Genomic DNA, 21607 nt, shown 5'->3' with positions numbered 1-21607 from the left:
GTTTGCAATGGATTCTTCCCCGCTTGTAAAAACACCCCCGCGCCGTAGTCACAATCAAGCTTCGGGGTGCCCGTCTCACCACCCGAACGCAATGTCGCCGCCAGGCGACGAGCCGAATGAGAAATCACCCAACCCCGAGATAAGCCTCCTTGATACTGATATCAGCCAGCAACTCCTGCCCAGTACCAGTCTTGGTAATCTGCCCAGTCTCCAGCACATAAGCCCGATGCGCCCGAGACAACGCCTGCTGCGCGTTCTGCTCGACCAGCAGCACGGTCGTCCCCTGCCGATTGATCTCCGTGATAATCCGGAAAATCTGCTGAATGAACTGCGGCGCCAACCCCATCGAAGGCTCGTCGAGCAACAGCAACCGAGGCTTGGCCATCAACGCCCGCCCGATGGCAAGCATCTGCTGCTCGCCCCCGGACATGGTCCCGCCGACCTGAGTCTTCCGCTCAGCCAGCCGCGGAAACAACTCGAACACCCGATCAAAATCAGGCTGCAGATTCTTCCGGTCCTTGCGCGCATAAGCGCCCATGTCCAGATTCTCGAGCACCGTCATGCCAGGGAAAATCCCCCGGCCCTCCGGCGCCTGAGAAATCCCGCGAACCACCCGCAAATCCCCGCGCAGCCGCGAAATGTCCTCGCCGTCAAACCGGATAGCACCGCCGGAAATCGGCCGGATGCCGGAAATCGCCCGCATAGTGGTCGATTTGCCGGCACCGTTCGCCCCGATGAGGGTGACGATCTCGCCCTCGTTCACCGTGATGGACAACCCGGACACGGCCTGGATCCGTCCGTAGTGGACCGAAACGTCAGAAAGCTCAAGCAACGTCATCGTCGGGAACTCCCAGGTAAGCGGCGATCACGGCGGGGTTCTCCCGGATTTCGGCGGGAAGCCCGTCGGCGATCTTCTTGCCGAACTCCAGCACCACGATCCGGTCGGTGACACCCATGACGAGCTTCATGTCGTGTTCGATCAGCAGGACGGTGTAGCCGTCGTCGCGGATCGTCCGGATCAGCCCCATGAGCTCTTCCTTCTCCGCCGGGTTGAACCCGGCGGCAGGCTCGTCGAGGCACAGCAGCTTCGGCTCGGTGGCCAAGGCCCGCGCGATCTCCAGCCGCCGCTGATAGCCGTACGGCAGGTTCTTCGCGCGGTCCGCGGCCCGGTCGGCGATGCCGACGAATTCCAGCAGCGCCATGGCCTTCTCGATCGCCTGCTTCTCCTCGCGGTGGTGCCGCGGGACCCGCAGGAGCGCGCCGAGCAGGCTCGTCTTGTGCCGCGCGTCGGTGCCGACGACCACGTTCTCCAGGGCGGTCATCTCGGAAAACAGCCGGATGTTCTGGAACGTCCTGGCGATGCCGAGCTGGGTGATCCCGTGCCGCGACGTCTTGCCGAGCGGTTTGTCCTCGAGCAGCACCTGCCCCGAGGACGGCCGGTAGACGCCGGTCATCGCGTTGAAGCAGGTGGTCTTGCCCGCGCCGTTCGGCCCGATCAGGCCGAGGATCTCGCCGCGCCGGATCTCGAAGGACACCGAGTCCAGCGCCACCAGGCCGCCGAAGCGGACGGTGACGTCGTCGACCTTGAGCAGCGTCTGCCCGTAGTCGGCCTGGATCTCCCGGTCCGGCGCGACGACCTCGGCGACCTCGGCCTCGTGTTCGGCGAGCTCGTCGGCGGTCATGTTCGCGACCTCGGCCACGAGGCCGCCCTCGGCCGGGACCTCGGGCCCGTTTCCGTTGCCAGGGACCGTCATGCCTTCTCCCCCGCGTTGTCGGACGCCAGCGAACCGTCGCTGCTGACCTGCTCGCCCTTGCCGAGCAGCCGCTGGTACGCCTGCCTGCCGTACGCGAGCAGCCGCTGCCGCGCGCCGAGGAGGCCCTGCGGGCGAAAGATCATCAGGATGATCAGCGCGAGTCCGAAGATCAGGTACTTGTACTCCGCGATCGCCTGGAACCGCAGCGGCACGTAGGCCACCACGATCGCGCCCAGCAGCACGCCGACCTTGTTGCCCGCGCCGCCGAGAATCACCGCGGCCAGGAACAGCATCGACGTGACCACGTCGAACTTCTGGTTGTTCACGAAGCCCAACTGCCCCGCGTACAGCGCGCCGGAGAGGCCGCCGACCGCGGCGCCGCCGACGAACGCCCAGATCTTGAACTTGAACGTCGGCACACCCATGATCTCGGCCGCGTCCTCGTCGTCGCGGATCGCGACCCACGCGCGGCCGACGCGGCTGCGCTCCAGGTTCCCGACCACGAACAGGATCACGATGATGATCGTGACGCAGAGCCAGTACCACGGGATTCCGTCGGTGTTGTTGAACAGCGGGCTGCCGTCGGCCTTCGAGCCCGGCGGATGCCCGACGCCCTGGAAACCGCGGTTGCCGCGCAGCGGGTCGATGTTGTCGGCCAGCAGGCGCACGATCTCGCCGAAGCCGAGGGTGACGATCGCCAGGTAGTCGCCCCGTAGTCGCAGCGTCGGCGTCCCGAGGATGACCCCGAAGATCATCGTGACCACCATCGCGATCGGCAGCACGACGAGGAACGGCAGCTTCGCCAGCGACGAGTCCGGACTCGTGAAGAGCGCCATCACGTACGCGCCGATCGCGAAGAACCCGACGTAGCCGAGGTCGAGCAGACCGGCCTGGCCGACGACGATGTTGAGCCCGATGGCGACCAGCGCGTAGCGGGACACCTCGAACATCGCGATCGGGAAGTCGTAACCCGGCTGGGTGGTGATCAGCGGCGGGTTCAGCACCGGCAGCAGGTAAACCAGCGCCACCAGCGGGATCAGCACGCCCCACTGCTGGACCCGGGACAGCCGGTTCCACCAGTCCGAAACGGGACGGCGGCGCGCCTTCGCCGGAGCGGCGGGCGGCGTCGTAGTCGTCGTCATACCCGTGCCTTTCCGAGCGATTCGCCGAGAATGCCGGTCGGGCGGAACATCAGGATCAGCACCAGCAGGGCGAACGCGACGACGTCGCGCCACGCGCCGCCGAACAGCGACTGCCCGTAGTTCTCCACGACCCCGAGCAGCAGCCCGCCGAGCAGCGCGCCGCGCAGGTTGCCGATGCCGCCGAGCACCGCGGCGGTGAACGCCTTGATGCCGAGGATGAAGCCGCCCTGGTACGAGGCGCCCTGCGGGATCTTCATCATGTAGAACAGCGCCGCCGCGCCGGCCAGCAGGCCGCCGATGAGGAACGTGAGCGTGATGACGCGTTCTTTGTTGACGCCCATCAGCGTCGCGGTGTCCGGGTCCTGCGCCACCGCGCGGATGCCGCGGCCGAACTTGGTGCGGTTGACGAACATGTCCGTGCCGACCATCAGCAGGATCGACGCCACCACGGTGATGATGGTGACGATCGTGACGCTGCCGCCGAAGATCGTGAAGACCTCGTCGTTGCGCAGCAGGCGGATGCTGTTCTCCGGGTTGCCGCCGCGCCAGATGAACAGGATCTGCTGCAGCACGAAGGAAGCGCCGATCGCGGTGATCAGGAAGACCAGCCGGGGCGCCTTGCGTTTGCGCAGCGGCCGGTAGGCCACGCGTTCCAGCACGACCGCGGTGCCGCCGGACACCGCCATCGACGCGATGAGCGCGAGCAGCAGGAAGCCGATCAGTTCGAAGATCGGCAGATCGGGGGTCGCGCCGGAGCGGAAACCCAAGCCGTAGAAGGTGAACCACGTCGCGAAGGCGCCGTAGATGAACACCTCGGAGTGGGCGAAGTTGATGAGTTTGAGCACGCCGTAGACGAGGGTGTAGCCCAGCGCCACGAGCGCGTAAATGCTGCCGTAGGAAAGACCGTCGATCGTGTTGTCCCAGAACTGGTTCAGGAACGAATTCACGTCGAAGGTGATCCAGCTGCCGCCGCCCTGCGCGAGGACGAGCGAACTGAGGTCAGGGGTCATCGACACACTAGTTCTCCATGTGGGTCCGGGGTGCGGGCGAGGCGGGATCAGCCGCCTGGCCCGCACCCCGGTACTGGAACCGAAAGCGGTGAGCTACTTGATCTCGGTGTTGCGGACGATCTTTCCGTTGTCCACCTTGTAGGTCCACACGGTGGTCGCGGACAGCTCGCCGTGGTCGTCCCACTTGAAGTGCTTCGTGATGCCCTGGCCGTCGTAGGTCTTCACGAAGTCCAGCAGGTCGGCGCGGGTCTTCTTGCCGGCGTCGATGCCCTTCAGCAGGATCGTCGCGACGTCGTAGGCCTCGGGCGAGTAGGTGCCCGGGTCGACGCCGGTCGCCGCCTTGTAGGCGTCGGTGAACTTGGTGAACTGGTCGGCCGGGACACAGGGGCAGGTGAAGTACGCGTTGGCCGCGGCGTCGCCGGCGCCCTTCACGAACAGGTCGTCCTTCACGCCGTCCGGGCCGACGAACTTCGCCTTGACGCCGGCGTCGTTCAGCTGCTGCGCGAACGGAGCGGCTTCCTGGTAGTAGCCCGAGTAGAAGATCGCGTCCGGCTTCTCGCCCTTGATCTTGTTGACCACGGCGGAGAAGTCGGTCTGCTTCGTCTTGACCTTGTCCTGGCAGCTCGCCTTGTCGCCGAGCGCCTTGATGGTCGAGGCGGCGAGGCCGGTGCCGTACTCGGAGTCGTCCTCGATCACGCAGACCTTGCTGGCCTTGAGCTCGCCGGTGATGAACTTCGCGGCGGCCGGGCCCTGCGCGTTGTCGTTGCCCAGTGCGCGGAAGAAGGTCTTCCAGCCGTTCTGGGCGAGCGACGGGTTGGTCGCGGACGGGGTCACGGCGACGAGGCCCGCGGAGTTGAAGATGTTGCCCGCGGCCTTCGACTCGCCCGAGAACGGGAGGCCGATGACGCCGATGATGCCCGGGGTGTTGACGATCTGGGTCACGATGCCCGGCGCCTTGTCCGGGGTGCCCTCGGTGTCGAACTGCTCCAGCTTGACCTGGCAGCCCGGGTTCGCCTTGTTGTGCTGGTCGACCGCCAGCTTCGCGCCCTTGAGGATGTTCTGGCCAAGGGCCGCGTTCGCGCCGTTGATCGTGCCGGCGTAGGCGATCGAGGTCGGCGCGCACTGCGCCTTGCCGTCTCCCGCCGGGTCCGCCGCGTTGGCCGCCGCCGACGGGGCCGCGGCCTGCGGCGCGCCGCTGTCGCCGCCCGAGTCACCGCCGGTCCGCGCCGAGCAGGCGCCAAGGGAGATGACTCCCGCCGCGGCCAGCACGATGACCTTAGTGAGTCGTGCTCTCTGCACTCGTTCCTCCAAATGCCACCCGACACGCTCCCGTGGAACGGCGGGTCCCTGCGTGGGACTTCGACTGGGCGCTGAACGTAGCCGCCGGGTGAGGTGTTGCACAGAGTCACAGCGAGTCTTGTATCCACATCGTGACGGTCGTCACGAGAATTAACGGACGATTTACACTCGATCGTCTTATTGCAACGACCGAGTGAATGACTCTTCGTGTCCGAGCACCCCTCGAAAGGACCTTGACCAGACGCCTGATCAATGGGGGCAGTCTAGGAACATCCCCTCCGTCACCGTGACCGACACCACGATGCCCCGGCCTCCAAGGTAGCAACCTTGCCCTTTCGCGCAGGGCAGATCAACCCGCACGGGTGGGTCCGGCACCGGTGCGGCGAAAGGGTTTTCGCTGGTCAGCACCCCAGTTTCGGCGCGACACGGCGGGCCGGGACGGACGCGGCGAAACGGGCGAAGTCCCGCTGGGCGGGAGCGCACTCCGGGTCCGGCCGGTCACTCTCCGGCGCGGTTTCCGATTCCGGGCAACGAAAAAGCGGGCGCGACCCCCTGGTCACGCCCGCTTTTTCAGTGCCTGTTGCTCAGCCGATGCTTTCGACGACCGCCTCGGCGACGGCCTTCATCGTGGTGCGCCGGTCCATCGCGGTGCGCTGGATCCAGCGGAACGCGTCCGGCTCGGTGAGCCCCTGGCGGCTCATCAGCAGGCCCTTCGCCCGGTCGATGACCTTGCGGGTCTCGAGCCGGTCGGTGAGCCCGGCGACCTCGGCCTCGAGGGCCTGCAGCTCGGAGAACCGGCTGACGGCCAGCTCGATGGCGGGCACGAGGTCGCGTTTGGCGAACGGTTTGACCAGGTACGCCATGGTGCCCGCGTCGCGGGCCCGTTCGACGAGGTCGCGCTGGCTGAACGCGGTGAGAATGACGACGGGCGCGATCCGGTCGCCGGTGATCCGCGCGGCCGCCTCGATGCCGTCGAGCTTCGGCATCTTGACGTCGAGGATCACGAGGTCCGGCTTGAGGTCGGTGGCCAGCGCGATGGCCTCCTCGCCGTCGCCGGCCTCGCCGACCACCTCGTAGCCCTCTTCGCGCAGCATTTCCACCAGGTCGAGCCGGATGAGCGCCTCGTCTTCCGCGACGAGCACCCGTCGCTGCGGCACGCCGGCGGCGGCACCGTTCGACTCGGCAGCCTGTTCGGTCACCGGTGTCCTCCTGAAGGCTCGGCGGGACGTCTTCGACACGCGGTCACCCGCGAGAGCCCAGCGTACCGGGACCGATCCAGATCCCACGATGGCGTTCACCACGAAGTGGCGGGAGACACCCAGCCCCGGCCGCAAGTCGATCACCGTCGATCACCGGACCCGGTCGGCGGGCGGGAAGACGGATCCCGTAGAGTTTCCGGTACTACGGCCCCGTAGCCCAACTGGCAGAGGCAACGGATTCAAAACCCGTCCAGTGTGAGTTCGAATCTCACCGGGGCTACTTACTCCAACCAGCAAAATCTTTCACTGACCCGGCGAAATTCTGGGACAAGCAGATCATCCGACGACCGGCAGTGACCGGTGCGCCAAATGCCGGAATCCGGCGACGGCCCCCCGCCGCGCCGGGCCGCGTGACCGAACCACCCGTGGCAACCCCGTTCCGTTCCGGCGGCTCGAGCAGTTAATCGGCCCACGAATCGCGGAGCCGTTCAGGCTGGGGTCTTCGGAATCTTCATCCCTTTCGACAGGGCGTCGTTCGCGCACGTACTGCTCGACCGACCGTGCCTTCCGGCCGGTGATCTTCTCCACGACCGGCGTCGACCGGTTCTGGCGGTCGGCTCGGTGCAGCGCGGCCATCGTCGCGATGTGCTGGCGCACATGGGGAGTGAGCCCAGAACGGGCAAGCTGGTCGTTCCACTCGCCCTCCGACACCTGCACCGCGCGGGCGAGTGCCCGGGAGTTACTGCGGCGATCCCCTCGACGGTTAGCACTTCCGGGCCGGTGAGTTCGCACACCTAGCCGATACGGCGCTGCGGCGATCGGCGAAGTGCGACCGGTTCCGAACGGCAGCGCCAGCACGGTGAACAACGGATTGCCCAGGAACACCGTCGGCCGGATGGTCGCCCCGCACGAAGACCTCGAAGGCACCCGGCCGGTCATCGCCGCCGCGAAAGCGCTCGTCGCCCCGGCACGGGCGGGAACGCATTCTCGCCTCGGCCGCGATCGCGGTCTCCCGCACCGGGTTCGCGGCCGCGGGCATCGAAGAGATGGGCAGTGCCGCGGGTGTCTCCGGACCTTCGCCCTACCGTCATTTCGACTCGAAGACCGAACTGCCCGAAACGCCGGCCCGCCAGCGCGAAGACTGGCTGTGGCGAGGCCGACCTCTGCCACCGGCCCGCGGCCGACCCGTCCGACCGGCTGCGCTCGCTGACCGAAGCCTTCGTCGCCGCGTCCGTCCGCGCACCCGAAATCGTCGGCGTCTGGGCAACCGAACGCACCCACCTCCCGGAACCGGTGCGGCAGTCGGTCGGAACCTCGATCAACGCGTTTCACACGGCGTGGAGCACCGCGCTGGCGCGAGAGTCCGCCCGGATCTGCCGGTCGCCGCCTCCGGCCGGAGAGTCGCGCTGGTCGTTCAAATCGTCGAGGACGCGGTCCGCATCCGACGCCTGGACAACGCCCAAAAATCTCACGCCGGAAACAGCAGGCTGGCCAGCAAAACGTGCACCGTCGTCCCGCCGACGATGCTCAGGACCGCGTTGCGGCGCCATAGATGCAGGCCGATCGTCACCGCCAGCGCGACGGTCGGGGCGACGGCGCTCGTGGACGTCCACGACACGTCGCGAAGGCAGTAGACGAGGAGGATCACCATCACGCCCGCCGGCATGCGGGTGCTCAGGTATCGCACGGTCCGGCTGGCGCGCAACGGTGCCAGGACTGCGAACGGGAGCGCGCGCAATCCCCAGGTGACCGCGGCGGATACGGCGACCGCGGCGAGCAGGTAGGCGGGGTCAGGCATTGCTCAGGCTCCGTTCGGCCACGACGGAGCGGACGACCAGTCCTCCGACGAACAGCAGGAACGCCGCCAGGAGCAACTGGCCGGGGAAGACCACGCGGGCCACGACCGCGCTCAGCGCGGCCAGGATCGGAGTCGGCAGGTCGCCCTTGCGATCGCGGACCGCGTCGAGCGCGAGGACGACGAACAGGGCCGTCATGGCGAAGTCCAGGCCGACGACGCCGCTGGGGATCAGCGAGCCGAGCAGGCCGCCCAGTGTCGCGCCGCCGACCCAGAACAGGTGCAGGAACAGTTGCAGCCACAGGATTCGCGCGCCGTTCCACTCGCGGGCAGCGTCTGTTGTGGACAGTGCGTACGCCTCGTCGGTGAGGGCGAAAGTGCTGTACGCGCGTGCCCTGCGGCCGCGCACGCGGTGCAGCGGGAAGGAAAGGGCGTAGAAGACGTGGCGGACGTTGACCAGGAACGCCGAGAGCCCGATCGACACCAGCGGAGCGGCCGCGGCGGCCAAACCGATGAGCAGGAACTCGAACGAGCCCGCGTAGATGAAGGTCGTGAACACCGTCGCCCACCACCAGGCGAGGCCCGAATGCGTGAGGAACGCGCCGAAGGCGAGGCCGAGCGGGACCAGGCCGATGCCGACGGACCCGCAGTCCTTCAGCGCGGCCAGAGTGGGCGGGCGATCACGAACAGCCAGGTCGGAGACGGTTTCCACCCTTGGAACACTACGTCAGCTCTCGGCTAATTTGGTGTCCGATCATGGCGTTACGATGGGCCGGTGAGCAATGTAGTTAGGCTGGACGCGCTCGATCGGGATATTTTGTTTCACCTGCGTCAGGACGGCAGGCTGACCAACGTCGAACTCGCCAAGAGGGTCGGGCTCACCCCTCCCCCGTGCCTGCGCCGGGTCAAGCGCCTCGAAGAGGCCGGGGTGATCGCCGGCTACCGCGCGGTGATCGATCCCGAAGCCGTCGGCCGGGGGCTGGAAACGCTCATCGACCTCGAGGTCTACGCGACCGACCGGGCGACCATCGAGGCGCTCGAGGACACGATCGCCTCCTACGAGGAAGTCATCGAGTTCCGGAGGCTCTTCGGCCGCCCGGACTACTTCATCCGCGTCGCGGTCGCCGACCACGCCGCCTACGAGGAGTTCCAGACCCGGAAGCTCTCGGGCCTGCCCGGCGTCCTGCGGGTCACGTCCCATCTGACGATGAAGAAAATCAAGGGCGACGCCTGACTCCGGTCGCCTCGACCGCCGAGCGGGCCGGCGAACAGGCTCGTCGGTCCATGCCCGAACCGGTGCCGTGAGCGAGGCGTTCCGTCAGGCCAGTTCGAGCAGCAGCGCCGCGAATTGTTCCGGCGCCGACCAGAACGGCGAGTGTCCTCCGTCGATCTCGCGGGCCTCGGCGCCGAGCAGTTCCTTGGCGCGGGCGGCGTTCCAGTCGCAATTCACCGCGCGGTCGTCGCGACACGACACATACGTGGTCGGCACGCGGCGCTGCGGCAGGTCGGGGCAGATTTGCTGGCCCACGGTGTTCGCGCTGGGGCGCAATCGGCTGACCGCATCGGCGGCGTCCGCCGGGGCACAGTCGTGGTACAGCACCTCGGTCGCGTCGGCGGGGGCCAGGACCACGCAGCCGGATTCGTTCACGACGGCGTTCGCGACCGCCTTCTGCAGCGGCTCGGCCAGCGGCACCGCTCCGTCGTCCGACAGTGCCGTGCCGGGTTTGCGCAGCAGGGCGGCGAGCAGGATCAGGGAGCGGACCGCCGGGTTGCCGGTCGCCAGCGGGGCCACCATGCCGCTCATCGAGTGCGCGACGAGAACGACGTCGGACCGGCTGCGGAGCGCGTCTTCGATCACCGCCAGGTACTCGTCCTGGCCTGCCTCGGCGTTGTCGCACGGCAGCGACGGGCAGATCACCGCGTGCCCGCGCGCGATCAGGTGCTCGCTCACCCGCTCCCAGCACCACGGGCCGTGCCAGGCTCCGTGGATCAGGACGAACGTGGTCGGCTTCTCGGCGCTCATGATGATCACGCTATCCACGCCCGCGAGGGCGCTGGAGACCGCTTGGCTCCGGCGGGTTCGTTCTCTGCCCGAATGAACACCTGCGGGCTACTGCGCTGGAGAAGCCGTCCGGACTGTGTCTTCCAGCAGCGCGAGGGCACGTTCGACGTCCTTGCGGTCGGTTTCGCTCAGAGTGGACAGAAGCGCTTCTTCCCGGTCCAGGTGTCCTTCGAGGACGCGGTCGATGAGCTTGCGGCCGGCGGCGGTCAGTTCCGCGTAGCTGACCCTGCGGTCGGCCGGGTGGTCGCGGCGGCGGATCAGGCCGTCGCGTTCGAGTGCGTCCAGCCGTCCGGTCAGCGCGCCCGAGGTGACGAGTGCGGAGGCGGCCAGTTCGGACGGCGTCTTCCGGTAGGGACGGCCGCCTCGGCGCAGGTTGCACAGGATGTCGAACGAGCCCGGGGTCAGGCCGTACGAGGCAAGGTAGCCGCGGAGGCTGCCGGCGGCGAGGTCGGCGATCCGCCGGACTCGGCCGAAGATCGCGATCGGCGAGGCGTCCAGGTCCGGACGTTGCCGCGCCCAGTCCGCGACTACCTGATCGACCGGGTCCATCGTCATCGACTCCTTGTTCGCCAGAGTGGGAGAAGGAGCCTATCCGGTGTTCGCGCGACGCCGCGTCCGTCCTAACGGGACTCTTCCGGCACCGCGGGCAGAGCGGCCGCGGCGGGTGCCTTTCCGGCCGGGCCGCGGCCGCGGAGGAGCACGACTGCGCCGAGCAGCGTGAGCAGCTGCGTCGCGGCAAGCAGTGCGTACCCGGCGGCGAATCCGTGGTCGCCGCCCGCGGCGATCGCCACGCCCATCAACGTGGGAAGCAGCGCCGAGACGAGATTGCCGACGCCGTTGATCAGGCCGTAGGCGCTCCCGACGGTGCCCGCCGGCGCGTATTGCTGCACCAGCGTCGGAATCGCCGGTCCCTGCAGGCCCCAGAACGCGTTGGCGAGGATCAGCGTCGCCGCGGCGAGCCAGCGCGAATCGGCGAGGGTCACGGTCGTCGCGCACAGGGCGGTGCCGACGCTGCCGATCACCAGCACGAGCGGCACACGGCGGGCGGGCATCCGGTCGATCAGGTATCCGCCGAGGAAACCGGATCCGAGGCTGACCACGAACGGCAGCGCCGACAGCGCGCTCATCTGCGCCAGCGAGAAATGCCGCGCCTGCAGCAAGTACGACGGAAGCCAGGAGGTGCTGCCCCACAGATAGCCGAGCGTGGCCACCTCGATCAGCAGGATCCAGCCGAGTTTGGGCGTGCGCAGCGCTCCGGCGAACCGCCGCAGCGCGGGCTGCCGCACGGACGTCCGATGCCGCGCGGCTCGGACGAACACGGCGACCAGCGGCAGCCCGACCACCAGGTTGAGGGCCGCGAGCAGGAGGAACGAGCCGTGCCAGCCGAAGTGCACGAGGGCGAAGGTGATCACCGGGATGCCCAGCGCCGTGCCCAGCGAAACGCCCATCGAGCTGACCGCGTTGGGCTTGCCCCACGCGCCTTCGGCGAAATTGTCCTTGACGTACATGGTCTTCAGCGAGAACAGCGGTCCTTCGCTGGCGCCGAGCAGGAACCGCAGCGTCAGCAGCACCACCGCGCCGCCGGCGTACGGGGACGCGAGCGTGAACAGCGCCCAGCACACCAGGCTGACGAGCAACCCGCGCCGCACGCCGAACACCGCTTCGTACCACGGGGTGATCAGCATGGCCGCGATTCCGTAGCCGGCAAGGAAAAGCGTCATCAGCGCGCCTTGCGCCGCCCGGTTGCCCGCGATCCCGAAGTGCTGCGTGAAGGCGGGATCGGTGATCAGGACGGACACATTGACCCGGTCGATGTAGGAGACCGCCACGACCACCAGGAGCGCCAGCACGCCCAGCCACGCGGACAGCGGCGTGCCGGGTCGGCGGTTTTCCCTCAGCACGGTCACGACGGTTCCTTTCCGGGCCGGACCATCGCGAGGCGGCCCGGACCGCGCGGACCCGCCGCGGCGCCGGACCGGCCGCCTCGGCCGGCGGGGTCGCCGGGAAGTATCTTTGCCCTAAGATGCTTGTGTCAAGCTATCCAGGCATGATCCTTTCGGAGGGCGAGTTCTCCTGGCAGGTCAGGGCGATGGGGCGAACGACGGGGCGGCGGGCACGACGGGACGGGGCAGCGGCGCGACGGCGCGACGGGCATGACGGCACGACGGCACGGCGGCACGGCGGCACGGCGGCACGGCGGCACGGCGCGGCGGGGACGACGGGACGGCGCGGCGGGCAATGATGCAGGGCGACGGGACGGGGGCAGAGACGAGGCCGGGCGACGGCGCAGGGCGATGAAGCGGGGCGGGCGACGAGGCGAGGCGACGGCGCGGGGCAACGGCCCGAGGCGATCAGGCAGGCGGTGATACCGGGCCGAACTCCCCCGGCGTGGCTCGCGGCGGGCTCGGTTCCGCAGGCACGACGACGAGACCGCGGAGGCCTGCGGTTGGCGGAGGGCGGAGAGCGGGGAGCATCCACACCGCACCAAGGAAGAGCGCCCCGACAAAAGAAGGGCTGAGCCCGCAGGCCCAGCCCTTCCCCTCGGTCGATCAGACCGGTGTCAGCCCCACACCGGTTCGCTCGCGGGGGCGAGCAGGTCGCTGACGTCGCCGGAGACGTCCTCGCCCGGCGCACCCCGCCGGAACAGCCGTCCGGGCGCGCCGCCGCTCGTGGACACGCCCGCGAGTTCCGCCCAGTCTCCGCGCACCCGCAGCCACGTGCCCTCGCGCAGGCCGAGCACCGGAATGTCGTTGCACTCGTGGAATTCCGCGAGCCTCTTCTCCCGGGTCTCCCCCATGTGCCTGCTGGCCGGGTCCGGGTCGACGTAGTGCGGGTTGAGCTGGAACGGCACCAAGCCCAGCGAGCTGAGGCTCGGCGGCTCGACGATGGGCATGTCGTTGGTGGTGCGCACAGTCGGGCCCGCGATATTGGTTCCCGCGCTGGCTCCGAGGTAGGGCATCCCCTCGGAAACCCTGTCCCGCAACGGTTCCAGCAGCTCGCGACGGTACAGCTCGGCCAGCAGGCGGAAGGTGTTGCCGCCGCCGGTGAACACCGCCGGAGCCGAGCGCACCGCGGCGACCGGGTCGGCGGCGGTGTGCAGCCCGCGTACCCGTACGCCGAGCGGCGCCACCGCGGTCGCGATGCGCTCGGTGTAGCCGTCGTGGTCGGCCAGCGCGAACGGCACGAACACCAGCTCGGTGCGCCCGTCGAGCACCTCGGCGACCGCGTCCCGCGCGTGTTCGAGCGGGTCGCGGCCGTGGTTGGTCGAGTTGGACAGCAACAGCAAGTCAGTCACGCGATTCTCCTCGGTTCGCCCGCCATTGTTCAGCAAGTCCGCAGCAGCCGGTCCAGGACCCGGACGGAGAACCGCAACGACTCCAGCGGCACCCGTTCGTCGACGCCGTGGAACAGCCGGTTGTAGGGCAGTTCCGGCGGGACGCGCAGCGCTTTGAACCCGAAGCCGCGGATGCCGAGCGCGGACAGCGCCTTGTTGTCGGTGCCGCCGGCGTTGCAGTACGGGGCGGGATGGCCGTCGGGATCCTCCGCGGTGATGGCCGCGCACATCGCGTCCACCAGCGGACCGTCGAAACCGCTCTCCATCGCGATGTCCCGATGGATGAACTCGCGGCGCACCGACGGAAGCAGCAGCTCGTCGATGGTGTCCAGCAGTTCCTGCTCGTACCCGGGCAGGAACCGGCCGTCGACCGCGGCGGTGGCCCGGCCGGGGATGACGTTGACCTGGTACCCGCCGGAGATCATGGTGGGGTTCGCCGAATTGCGCAGGATCACGTTCACCAGCTCCCCCACCCGGCCCATCCGCGCCAGGCTTCCGTCCACATCGGACGGATCGAAGGGGACGCCGAGCAATTCGCCCGCCCGTTCCAGCAGCGCCCGCACCGGTTCGATCAGCCGGATCGGGAAGCGGTGCCGTCCGATCCGGGCGAGCGATTCGGCCAGGTCGGTGACCGCGTTCTCGTCGTTCGGCGAGGAGCCGTGGCCGGCGCGGCCGGTGGCGACCAGACGCAGCCACGCCTGCCCGCGCTGCGCGCACTCGATCGGATACAGCCGGCTGCCGTTGCCGAGGTCGAACGACACGCCGCCGCCCTCGGTGATCGCCTCGCCCACGCCCTCGAACAGGTCCGGGCGGTTCTCGACCAACCAGTGCGAACCGAACTTCCCGCCGCCCTCCTCGTCGGCGAGGAAGCCGAACACGATGTCGCGCGGCGGTTTCTCGCCGGTGCGGCCGAATTGCCGCGCCAGCGCGAGGATCGCCGCGTCGAAGTCCTTCATGTCGATCGCGCCGCGGCCCCACAGCAGGCCGTCGGCGATCTCCCCGGAGAACGGCGGGACGCTCCACTCGTCGGCGTCCGCGGGCACCACGTCCAGGTGCCCGTGCAGGAGCAGCGCGGGCCGCGAAGAGTCCACTCCGGACAGTCGGGCGAACACGCTGGCCCGGCCGGGCGCGCTTTCCACGAGAGTCGGTTCCAGCCCGGCCTCGGCGAGTTTCTCCGCGACGTACTCCGCCGCGGGCCGTTCGGTCGCACCCGGGTTGGAGGTGTCGATCCGGATCAGGTCGCGGCAGAGGTCGACCACCTCGTCCTGTGCGCTGGTCACGCGGGCACCTCCTCGAGTTCCGCCGAGCCCACCGGACGGATCAGCCCGGCCCAGCCCAGCACCGTGTACAGGATCGCGGCGGTGAGCAGCGAGTTCAGCGCGGGAATGCCCCAGTGCACGAACTTGCCGACGCAGAACGCCGCCGCCCACACCGCGAGCGTCGCGGGCACCCAGACCGGCATCGTGGCGGGCACCCGCCCGGCCGCCCGGGTTTCCCGCAGCGGCGTGGAAAGCCGCCGCACCAGGAAGTACTCGGCCACGATGATCCCGCCCACCGGCGGGATCGCGACGCCCAGCAGCGACAGGAACGCGGTGAAGTGCTGCAGGAAGCCGACCGCGGACAGCACCGTCCCGGCGATCCCGATCACCAGCGTGACGACGCCGCGGTGCAGCGGACGGCCGAACACGGTCCGCACGAAGTTCACCACGCCCAGCGAAGAGCCGTACAGGTTCCAGTCGTTGATCTTCGCGGTCGCCAGCACCACCACGATCAGGCCGACGAAGCCCGAGGTGGACAGCACGATGTGGGTGACATCGGAACTCCCGACCAGGTGTCCGAGCAGCACGCCGGTCATGCCGACGATGTACTCCGACAGGACGATCGACGCCGAACTCTGCAGCAGGACGTGCCAGCCCTTGCGGTTGAACCGGGTCATGTCCGGGGCGACCACGGCGCCGGTCATGTAGCCGCCGGCGATGATCGTCGCCGCGGCCGGGATGGAAATCGCGGTCGCGGTCGGCGCGGCCGACATCAGCGCGCCCACCGAGTGCTCCGACAACGTGGAGATCACGCTCCACGCCACGAGCCCGAAGAACAGCGGCACCGCGATCTTCGCCAGCCACATCATGTACTTGAAGCCGTAGATCACCAGCAGCGTCAGCACCACGCCGGACACCGCGCACCACAGCCACACCGGCCCGCCGACCAGCGCGTTCATGCTCTTGCCGAAGATCCCGTTCTGCACGCCGAACCAGCCCACCAGGCTGATCGCGATCACCAGGCTCACCAGCGCGGACCCGTTGCGGCCGAACCCGGTGAACCGGGTCAGCATGGTCATCGTGAGGCCCTCGCGCTGCCCGGCGAGGCCGATCAGGAAGATCACCACCTCCAGGATCACCGCGCCGAGGGTGAACGCCCAGAACGCGTCGGAGAACCGCATCCCGACGCCGAGCGTCGCGCCGAGCACGAACTGGGACAGCGACCCGGACTGGGCGAGCCACTGCAGCAGCATCGACCCGAACCCGTAGCGGGCGTTCTCGGGGACGCGGCGCAGGGAGTAGTCGTCGTTGCCGATCCGCTTTTTGGCGTGCTTCGCGGGTTTCGTCGCGGTGCTCATCCGGCCACCTCCGTGCCCAGGGTTTGCAGGTGCGCCATCGAGCCGTAGCGGGTCTGCAGGTTGGCGAATTCCGTCTCGTCGTGGAAATGCAGGGTGCCCGCGCCGAACTGCTTCGCGACCTCGACCGCGTAGCGCGCGGCGGCGGCGATGTCCGTTTCGTGGCTCGCCCCGGTGGCGCAGCCGGCCACCGTCGCGGCCGACGTGATCGCCAGTCCGACCACCGGTGCGTCCGTCGCGGTCGCGGGCTGGAGGATCGAGTTCAGGTGGTAGACGCCGTTGCCGTAGGGCGTGATGTCCTGCGTGGTGATCGGGTAGGTCACCAGCGGCGCGCCGGTCACCGTCTCCAGCAGTTCGCCGAGGCCCTCGGAAACCCGCAGGATGTAGCCGCTGCGCACGGTCGGCGACAGCGCGAGCCCGCGGTGGTTGATCACCCGGTTGCCCTTGGTGGTGTCGATCGACAGCACGGCGGCCATCTCGGCGGAGAGCTCGTAGCTGTTCATCGTGGCGATGTCGACCGGCGAGTTCATGAACGGCACCGGGTCGTGCGGCAGCGTCGGCGCGTCCGGGCAGATGTGCGTGCCGATCAGCACGTCGCCGGCCAGCACGTCCCCGCGAGCCCGCATGGACAGCAGCTTGGCGGCGGCGGCCAGCGCGGCGGCGGCGCCGTCCCCGTCGGACACGAAGCCGGTCACCTCCGGCCGGGCACCGACTCCGCCGAGGCGGCCGACCACGCCGAGAGTGGGCGCGTGGCCGCCCGCGGTGCGGCCCCGGCTGCCGGGCACCCGCACCCGGACGAAGTCGGTCCGTCCGGCGTCGCCGGTCACCGTGGTGATTTCCGCGCCGCTGCCCGCGCCGCCGGCGACGGCGTCGAGGTAGGCGACGACCTCTTTCCCGGTCACCGCCGGGTCGTCGAGGATTTCGAGCAGTTCCAGGACGTGTTTGAGCATGTGGTTCCTCTGAAAGGTCAGGCCGCCGGGGGGGTCCGACCAGACTCAGCCCGCGCACACCGGCTTTACAAATATTTCCCGTTATTCGCACAATGGCCGGATGCCGGACCACGACGACCGCGCCACCCCGCCCGGCCTGCCGCAGACCGCGGACCGCGCGCTGCAGGTGCTGCTCGCGTTCGACCGCGCCCGCCCGGAATGGGGAGTCACCGCGGTGGCGCGCGAGTTCGGGCTGCACACGTCGATCGCGCAGCGGCTCCTGGCGGTGCTGGCGCATCGCGGTTTCCTCGTCCGAGACGACAGCACCCGCCGGTACCGGATCGGGCCCGCCGCCCTGCACCTCGGCCGGTTGTGGGACCGGGCCGGCGCGCTGGACCTGCTGGTGGTCCCGGTCCTCTCCGACCTCGCCGCCCAGACCGGGCACGCCGCCCTGCTGTCCCTGCCCGACGGCGCGCACACCCGGTGCGTGCTGGCCGCGGAAGGCACCGACGGGCGGCTGCGCGGCTATTCGCTGGTCGGCGAGCTGTATCCGGCGCACGCGGGCGCGACCAGCAAGGCGTACTTCGCGTTCCTGCCCGAAGAGGAGCGCGACCGGCTGTTTGCCGACCGGCCGATGGCGCGCTTCACGCCGGACACTGTCACCGACCTCGCCGTCCTGCGCGAGCAGCTGGCCGAGGTCGCCGACCGGGGCTGGGCGTTCACCACCGGCGAGTACGACACCGGCGTGGCGACGCTCGCGGTGCCGGTGTTCCTGCGTGGCGAACCGTACGGCAGCCTGTCGGTCGGCTGGTCCTCCGCCCGCTTCGACCACGATCCCGAGCAGTGGGTGGACCTGTTGCGGCGCGGGGCGGACCTGATCGAGCTGCGGCTCTCCCGGCCGGTTCCGCGCCGGTGAATGCCGTTGGCCGAGGCTCAGTCGCTGGCGTGGGCGGTGTTGTCGAGCCAGTGCTGGGCGAGGGCCGTGTCGCCGTCGACGGTTCCGCAGTCGGCGAGCGGGAGCCGCCGGGTCAGGAGGAAAAGCAGCGATTGCGCCGGGCCGGTCACGGTCACGTCGGCCTCGCGGGTGCCGGGCTGCCACGTCGCGCCGTCCGGCCGTCGTTCGACGGACCAGGCGTCCGAGGTGTCGGTGGCCAGCCACTGCAGGGTCTGCCCGGTGCCCCGGATGGCGTGCGCGGACTCGGACCGCTGCATTTCCCAGGTCGGCGAGGTGAGCATCGTCAGGTGGTTGGTGATGAGCGCGGCCGCGACGCCGGGATCGACGGTGAGCGGGTGGTTCGCCGCGTTGGCCGCGTCGAAGCCGTGGATGACCGCCTCGTTGAGCATGCTGGTCATCCAGAACTGCGTCCCGGACCGTGCGTCGCCCGAGGCGTTGAACACTGGCGCGTCGAACGCGTCGTCCGAGCATGCGCCGGCGACCCGTTGCGCGGATTCCGACAGCCAGGCCGGCCATTCGCGCGGATCGGCAGGCGGGGTGGCCATTTCGGTGGGCAACTGGGCGGGGTCGGTGACGCGCCGCTCGATGATCTCCGCGACCCAGTGCTGGGTCTGGCCCACGTGCGCGACCAGGTCGGCGACGGTCCACTTCGGAGCTGTCGGGACGGCGGCGTCCGGCCCGGCCGCGAGGGCCGATTCCGCCAGGAGCCGGGTGTGGTCGACGATCGCTCGACGGGCGAGGTCCGCGTTCAGTTCAGTCATCGGAGTGTCCTTGGGGTCTCGGCAGTCGCCCCTTCGCGGGGCCTTCGACTACGCGTCGAACGACCGTAGCGGGGATCGACACCCCTCCGGAACAAATCTTTCGATCGCCTTCCCCGGTGGTCGTCCGGGCCGTTTCGCGGGGCTCGATAGGGGTGGTCCGAGGTGGTTTTCGCCCGGAGACGGAGGAATCATGGCTCAGATGACAGAAGAACCGCCGCCCGCGGGCGGCTCCCTGGCGACGCGGCGGCGCACGTGGATCGGCGACCACGACCCGGCGGACCAGAACTGGCAGGAGACCGGCGACGAGATCCGGCTGGCCGCCCAGCGGGCCGGGCGGTCCTGGCAGCAGCCCGAAACCGACTGAACCGATCCCTGGAAACCGACGACGGCGAAACGGCCGCCGGAAAGGCATGATCGGGCAAGCGGAATTGCCTGAACGTCCTCCGGCTTTCGCCGTCGCCGGCTTGTGCGGGCTACTGCCCGCCATCGAAGCGTCGAGGACGGCTGTCGAGTCGTCGCAGCTCAGCGTGGTGCGGGTCGGCCAGATGGCCGATGCCCGGACCGGGTTGCCCGCCGACCGGCCGGAATGGACGGACTCTTCGGACGATTCTGCGCATTCCCCGGTCTCAATACCTTCGGATCGCTCCCGCTTCCCGCAGAAGCGGACCGTTGCCGAAGGAGTTCGCATCGATGAAGATGCTCGTGGGGGTCGCCGCAGTCGCTGTCGTGGGAGGTCTGGTCGCCGCGATCGCGGTGGCGTGCGGTTCCGGCGGCACGGACTGGCAGGCCGCGTGCAAGACGGTTCCGGCCGCGGCGGCGGGCAAGCATCCGGGCGCCGTCGCCGAAGCCAGGAAAGCGTTGCTGAGCAACGGGAACGATCCTCGGCTCGAGATCGAGATCGTCGATCTCGACGCGTGCGCCGTGGAGGTGAGCTGGAAAGGCGACCAGCCGCAGCCGACCGCGTCCGTGGTGAAACTGCTGATCGCGCTCGAGCTGATCGACCGTTCCGGAGTTCCTTCCGACAGCGACGCCGCGGCCGTCCGTTCGATGCTCTCGGCCAGCGACGACCGCGCCGCCAGCCGGCTGTGGCAGCAGCTCGGCGGACCGGAGATTGTCCGGCGGCAGGCCGGAAAGCTGGGGCTCGCGCACACCTCGCCGCCCGCCGATCCCGGCCAATGGGGTTCCACTCAGATGTCGGCTGACGACGTCGTCGCGGTGTACCGGCACATCACTTCGGGACGGCCCGACGACGAACGGGAATTCCTCACCGAGGCGCTGGAGAGCGCGCCGCGCAACGCCGCCGACGGGTTCGACCAGCACTTCGGGATTCCGCGAGCGTTCCCGGGCGCGAAATGGGCGGTCAAACAAGGGTGGGGCACGTCCGACGGGCGACGGGTGCTCAACACGACCGGCCTGGTCCGGACCGAGTCGCGGACGTTCGCGGTCGCGGTCATGAGCACCTGGGACGACAGCGTGGACGTCGCTGCCGCGACCAAGGCGCTCACCGCGGCGACCGGTGCGTTGAAGAGTTCGCTTGCCGGCGGCGGCAAACTCGCCTGAGTTGGTCCTTTGTGGACTTGGCGCTCCCCGGGAAAGCGCTGTTTGCGCGGGCGCCGGCCGGGGTACTCCGATGCCCCGACCCCAGGAGAACCTCGGTGAGCGACCAGACCGGCGACGTGCTGACCTTCGGCATCGAAGAGGAGTTCTTCGTCGTCGACCGGGACGGCAGGCTGGCCAAGGCGGACGACGTGGTCGACGACGCCGCGGAAACGGGCTGCGGCAAAGGGGAACTGCAGCACGAGCTGATCCGGCCGCAGGCCGAGATCGCCACGGACGTCTGCCGGACCCGGGACGAAGCGCTGCAGCGGCTGCGCGAATTGCGCGAGGACCTGGCCGCGGCCGCGCGCCGGCAGCGGTGCCGGTTGCTTCCCGCGGGCTCGCCGCCGGTGCCGGAGGCGGGTTTGCCCGGGGTCACGCCGAGTCCGCGCTACGAGCGGATCGCCGAGCATTTCGGGGCCACCGCGCGGACTTCGCGGACCTGCGGCTGTCACGTGCACGTCGCCGTCCCGGACAGGGAGACCGGCATCCAGGTGCTCGGGCGGGTCCGGCCGTGGCTGCCGGCGCTGCTGACCGTGACTGCGAATTCGGCCATCTCCGACGGCTTCGACACCGGATATCGCAGCTGGCGCTACCAGCAATGGAGCCGCTGGCCCTCGGCCGGTCCGCCGCCGCGGTTCGCGTCGCTCGACGAGTACGAGAGCGTCGTCGACGCGTGGCTGCGCTCGGGCGCGATCCTCGACCGCGGGATGGTCTACTGGGACGTCCGGCTTTCGGAGAAGCAGCCGACCATCGAGTTCCGTATGGCCGACGTCGCCGCGACCCCGCGGGAGGCGGTCCTGCTCGGCGTCCTGGCCCGAGGTTTGGCCGCCACCGCGTTGGCGGACGACGCTCCCCCTCCGGATTTGCCGAACGAGGTGCTGCGCGCCCAGCTCTGGCGGGCCTCGCGGGACGGGATCCTCGGCAGGTGCCCGCATCCGCACAGCGGCGATTTGGCTCCGGCGAGGACGGTGCTCGCGGATCTGGTCGAGCTGACCGCGACGGCGTTGGAATCGGCTGGAGACCTGGAGTTCGCCCGGGAGGCCGTGCCGCGGCTGTGCGCCGAGGGCAGCGGCGCGGATCGGCAGCGGCGGTGCTTCGCGAAGCGGGAACGCGGTGAAGACGTCGTCGACCTGCTCGCGGGCCCCGGCTGATCC

23 protein-coding genes, 1 tRNA gene and 1 pseudogene are annotated in these 21607 nt (G+C 69.4%); 7 read left to right on the top strand and 18 right to left on the bottom strand.

The window, feature by feature from the left end:
- Nucleotides 1–124: 124 nt before the first annotated feature.
- From ACFXI3_RS39935 to ACFXI3_RS39910, 6 genes are all read right to left on the bottom strand, one after another.
- On the bottom strand, nucleotides 125–838 hold the full coding sequence (locus ACFXI3_RS39935) for an ABC transporter ATP-binding protein (protein WP_378406744.1): 714 nt from the start codon (nucleotides 836–838) through the stop codon (nucleotides 125–127).
- Nucleotides 825–1754 carry an ABC transporter ATP-binding protein gene (locus tag ACFXI3_RS39930; RefSeq protein ID WP_344286448.1) on the bottom strand — a complete coding sequence of 310 codons (930 nt, stop codon included), beginning with the start codon at nucleotides 1752–1754 and terminating at the stop codon, nucleotides 825–827. Before ACFXI3_RS39930 ends, ACFXI3_RS39935 begins: the two co-directional genes overlap by 14 nt.
- Entirely contained in the window at nucleotides 1751–2896 is a 1146-nt protein-coding gene (locus ACFXI3_RS39925) for a branched-chain amino acid ABC transporter permease (RefSeq protein WP_344286447.1), read from the bottom strand. The genes ACFXI3_RS39930 and ACFXI3_RS39925 overlap by 4 nt, the downstream gene beginning before the upstream one ends.
- Entirely contained in the window at nucleotides 2893–3906 is a 1014-nt protein-coding gene (locus tag ACFXI3_RS39920) for a branched-chain amino acid ABC transporter permease (RefSeq protein WP_344286446.1), read from the bottom strand. Before ACFXI3_RS39920 ends, ACFXI3_RS39925 begins: the two co-directional genes overlap by 4 nt.
- 93 nt (nucleotides 3907–3999) lie before the next feature.
- Entirely contained in the window at nucleotides 4000–5175 is a 1176-nt protein-coding gene (locus ACFXI3_RS39915) for a branched-chain amino acid ABC transporter substrate-binding protein (protein WP_344286591.1), read from the bottom strand.
- Between the two features lie 614 nt (nucleotides 5176–5789).
- The gene (locus tag ACFXI3_RS39910) at nucleotides 5790–6404 is read right to left on the bottom strand and encodes an ANTAR domain-containing response regulator (RefSeq protein ID WP_009079762.1); all 615 of its coding nucleotides are present in this window, start codon (nucleotides 6402–6404) and stop codon (nucleotides 5790–5792) included.
- A gap of 206 nt (nucleotides 6405–6610) precedes the next feature.
- Between ACFXI3_RS39910 and ACFXI3_RS39905 the strand changes: the two genes are divergently transcribed.
- Nucleotides 6611–6684 (top strand) — tRNA-Leu (locus tag ACFXI3_RS39905).
- 56 nt (nucleotides 6685–6740) lie between these two features.
- Here the strand turns inward: ACFXI3_RS39905 and ACFXI3_RS39900 are convergent.
- The gene (locus ACFXI3_RS39900) at nucleotides 6741–7289 is read right to left on the bottom strand and encodes a hypothetical protein (RefSeq protein WP_378406742.1); all 549 of its coding nucleotides are present in this window, start codon (nucleotides 7287–7289) and stop codon (nucleotides 6741–6743) included.
- Nucleotides 7290–7387: 98 nt separating this feature from the next.
- Between ACFXI3_RS39900 and ACFXI3_RS39895 the strand changes: the two are divergent.
- A pseudogene (locus tag ACFXI3_RS39895) lies at nucleotides 7388–7504 on the top strand (TetR family transcriptional regulator); the annotation flags it as partial.
- A gap of 228 nt (nucleotides 7505–7732) precedes the next feature.
- On the opposite strand, the gene ACFXI3_RS39890 reads toward ACFXI3_RS39895, so the two are convergent.
- From ACFXI3_RS39890 to ACFXI3_RS39880, 3 genes are read right to left on the bottom strand one after another with little or no spacing between them, the layout of a single operon-like run.
- Nucleotides 7733–7876, bottom strand: a complete 144-nt coding sequence (locus tag ACFXI3_RS39890; RefSeq protein WP_378406740.1) for a hypothetical protein — start codon at nucleotides 7874–7876, stop codon at nucleotides 7733–7735.
- Nucleotides 7873–8202: a branched-chain amino acid transporter permease gene (locus ACFXI3_RS39885; RefSeq protein ID WP_378406738.1), complete on the bottom strand. Its 330-nt coding sequence runs from the start codon at nucleotides 8200–8202 to the stop codon at nucleotides 7873–7875. Before ACFXI3_RS39885 ends, ACFXI3_RS39890 begins: the two co-directional genes overlap by 4 nt.
- Nucleotides 8195–8911, bottom strand: a complete 717-nt coding sequence (locus ACFXI3_RS39880) for an AzlC family ABC transporter permease (RefSeq protein ID WP_378406736.1) — start codon at nucleotides 8909–8911, stop codon at nucleotides 8195–8197. The genes ACFXI3_RS39885 and ACFXI3_RS39880 overlap by 8 nt, the downstream gene beginning before the upstream one ends.
- Before the next feature lie 63 nt (nucleotides 8912–8974).
- Between ACFXI3_RS39880 and ACFXI3_RS39875 the strand changes: the two genes are divergently transcribed.
- Nucleotides 8975–9433: an Lrp/AsnC family transcriptional regulator gene (locus ACFXI3_RS39875; RefSeq protein WP_378406734.1), complete on the top strand. Its 459-nt coding sequence runs from the start codon at nucleotides 8975–8977 to the stop codon at nucleotides 9431–9433.
- Nucleotides 9434–9517: 84 nt separating this feature from the next.
- Here ACFXI3_RS39875 and ACFXI3_RS39870 read toward each other — a convergent pair whose 3' ends face one another.
- From ACFXI3_RS39870 to ACFXI3_RS39840, 7 genes are all read right to left on the bottom strand, one after another.
- Entirely contained in the window at nucleotides 9518–10222 is a 705-nt protein-coding gene (locus tag ACFXI3_RS39870; protein WP_378406732.1) for an alpha/beta fold hydrolase, read from the bottom strand.
- 87 nt (nucleotides 10223–10309) lie between these two features.
- Nucleotides 10310–10816, bottom strand: coding sequence for a MarR family winged helix-turn-helix transcriptional regulator (locus ACFXI3_RS39865; RefSeq protein ID WP_378406730.1), 507 nt, complete (start codon nucleotides 10814–10816; stop codon nucleotides 10310–10312).
- A gap of 65 nt (nucleotides 10817–10881) precedes the next feature.
- The gene (locus ACFXI3_RS39860; protein WP_344286430.1) at nucleotides 10882–12168 is read right to left on the bottom strand and encodes an MFS transporter; all 1287 of its coding nucleotides are present in this window, start codon (nucleotides 12166–12168) and stop codon (nucleotides 10882–10884) included.
- 653 nt (nucleotides 12169–12821) lie between these two features.
- The gene (gene pepE / locus ACFXI3_RS39855; RefSeq protein WP_378406728.1) at nucleotides 12822–13556 is read right to left on the bottom strand and encodes a dipeptidase PepE; all 735 of its coding nucleotides are present in this window, start codon (nucleotides 13554–13556) and stop codon (nucleotides 12822–12824) included.
- A gap of 29 nt (nucleotides 13557–13585) precedes the next feature.
- Nucleotides 13586–14875 (bottom strand): M20/M25/M40 family metallo-hydrolase, encoded by a 1290-nt coding sequence (locus tag ACFXI3_RS39850; protein ID WP_378406726.1) that lies wholly within the window; start codon nucleotides 14873–14875, stop codon nucleotides 13586–13588.
- Nucleotides 14872–16212, bottom strand: a complete 1341-nt coding sequence (locus ACFXI3_RS39845) for a cytosine permease (RefSeq protein ID WP_344286427.1) — start codon at nucleotides 16210–16212, stop codon at nucleotides 14872–14874. The genes ACFXI3_RS39850 and ACFXI3_RS39845 overlap by 4 nt, the downstream gene beginning before the upstream one ends.
- Entirely contained in the window at nucleotides 16209–17159 is a 951-nt protein-coding gene (locus ACFXI3_RS39840; RefSeq protein ID WP_378406724.1) for a DUF1177 domain-containing protein, read from the bottom strand. Before ACFXI3_RS39840 ends, ACFXI3_RS39845 begins: the two co-directional genes overlap by 4 nt.
- 100 nt (nucleotides 17160–17259) lie before the next feature.
- Between ACFXI3_RS39840 and ACFXI3_RS39835 the strand changes: the two genes are divergently transcribed.
- Nucleotides 17260–18054: an IclR family transcriptional regulator gene (locus ACFXI3_RS39835; protein WP_344286425.1), complete on the top strand. Its 795-nt coding sequence runs from the start codon at nucleotides 17260–17262 to the stop codon at nucleotides 18052–18054.
- Between the two features lie 17 nt (nucleotides 18055–18071).
- On the opposite strand, the gene ACFXI3_RS39830 is transcribed toward ACFXI3_RS39835, so the two are convergent.
- Complete coding sequence (locus tag ACFXI3_RS39830) at nucleotides 18072–18854, bottom strand: maleylpyruvate isomerase family mycothiol-dependent enzyme (RefSeq protein ID WP_378406721.1); 783 nt, start codon at nucleotides 18852–18854, stop codon at nucleotides 18072–18074.
- Between the two features lie 190 nt (nucleotides 18855–19044).
- On the opposite strand from ACFXI3_RS39830, the gene ACFXI3_RS39825 reads away from it, so the two are divergent.
- The 3 genes from ACFXI3_RS39825 (at nucleotide 19045) to ACFXI3_RS39815 (ending at nucleotide 21604) form a co-directional block, all read left to right on the top strand.
- Nucleotides 19045–19218: a hypothetical protein gene (locus tag ACFXI3_RS39825; RefSeq protein ID WP_350540195.1), complete on the top strand. Its 174-nt coding sequence runs from the start codon at nucleotides 19045–19047 to the stop codon at nucleotides 19216–19218.
- 326 nt (nucleotides 19219–19544) lie between these two features.
- The gene (locus ACFXI3_RS39820) at nucleotides 19545–20414 is read left to right on the top strand and encodes a serine hydrolase (protein ID WP_378406719.1); all 870 of its coding nucleotides are present in this window, start codon (nucleotides 19545–19547) and stop codon (nucleotides 20412–20414) included.
- 95 nt (nucleotides 20415–20509) lie between these two features.
- Nucleotides 20510–21604 (top strand): glutamate--cysteine ligase, encoded by a 1095-nt coding sequence (locus ACFXI3_RS39815; protein WP_378406717.1) that lies wholly within the window; start codon nucleotides 20510–20512, stop codon nucleotides 21602–21604.
- Nucleotides 21605–21607 lie beyond the last annotated feature (3 nt).

The organism is Amycolatopsis sp. NPDC059235, assembly GCF_042754125.1.
GTDB lineage: Bacteria > Actinomycetota > Actinomycetes > Mycobacteriales > Pseudonocardiaceae > Amycolatopsis > Amycolatopsis albidoflava.
This window is presented reverse-complemented; position numbering and strand designations above follow the sequence as displayed.

Bases quoted from the DNA above. Each gene is read 5' to 3' on its own strand.
- ACFXI3_RS39930 (WP_344286448.1), bottom strand. From the start codon at position 1,754: ATGACGGTCCCTGGCAACGGAAACGGGCCCGAGGTCCCGGCCGAGGGC.
- ACFXI3_RS39840 (WP_378406724.1), bottom strand. From the start codon at position 17,159: ATGCTCAAACACGTCCTGGAACTGCTCGAAATCCTCGACGACCCGGCG.
- ACFXI3_RS39835 (WP_344286425.1), top strand. From the start codon at position 17,260: ATGCCGGACCACGACGACCGCGCCACCCCGCCCGGCCTGCCGCAGACC.
- ACFXI3_RS39870 (WP_378406732.1), bottom strand. From the start codon at position 10,222: ATGAGCGCCGAGAAGCCGACCACGTTCGTCCTGATCCACGGAGCCTGG.
- ACFXI3_RS39920 (WP_344286446.1), bottom strand. From the start codon at position 3,906: ATGACCCCTGACCTCAGTTCGCTCGTCCTCGCGCAGGGCGGCGGCAGC.
- ACFXI3_RS39820 (WP_378406719.1), top strand. From the start codon at position 19,545: ATGAAGATGCTCGTGGGGGTCGCCGCAGTCGCTGTCGTGGGAGGTCTG.
- ACFXI3_RS39845 (WP_344286427.1), bottom strand. From the start codon at position 16,212: ATGAGCACCGCGACGAAACCCGCGAAGCACGCCAAAAAGCGGATCGGC.
- ACFXI3_RS39825 (WP_350540195.1), top strand. From the start codon at position 19,045: ATGGCTCAGATGACAGAAGAACCGCCGCCCGCGGGCGGCTCCCTGGCG.
- ACFXI3_RS39865 (WP_378406730.1), bottom strand. From the start codon at position 10,816: ATGACGATGGACCCGGTCGATCAGGTAGTCGCGGACTGGGCGCGGCAA.
- ACFXI3_RS39925 (WP_344286447.1), bottom strand. From the start codon at position 2,896: ATGACGACGACTACGACGCCGCCCGCCGCTCCGGCGAAGGCGCGCCGC.
- ACFXI3_RS39830 (WP_378406721.1), bottom strand. From the start codon at position 18,854: ATGACTGAACTGAACGCGGACCTCGCCCGTCGAGCGATCGTCGACCAC.
- ACFXI3_RS39885 (WP_378406738.1), bottom strand. From the start codon at position 8,202: ATGCCTGACCCCGCCTACCTGCTCGCCGCGGTCGCCGTATCCGCCGCG.
- ACFXI3_RS39935 (WP_378406744.1), bottom strand. From the start codon at position 838: ATGACGTTGCTTGAGCTTTCTGACGTTTCGGTCCACTACGGACGGATC.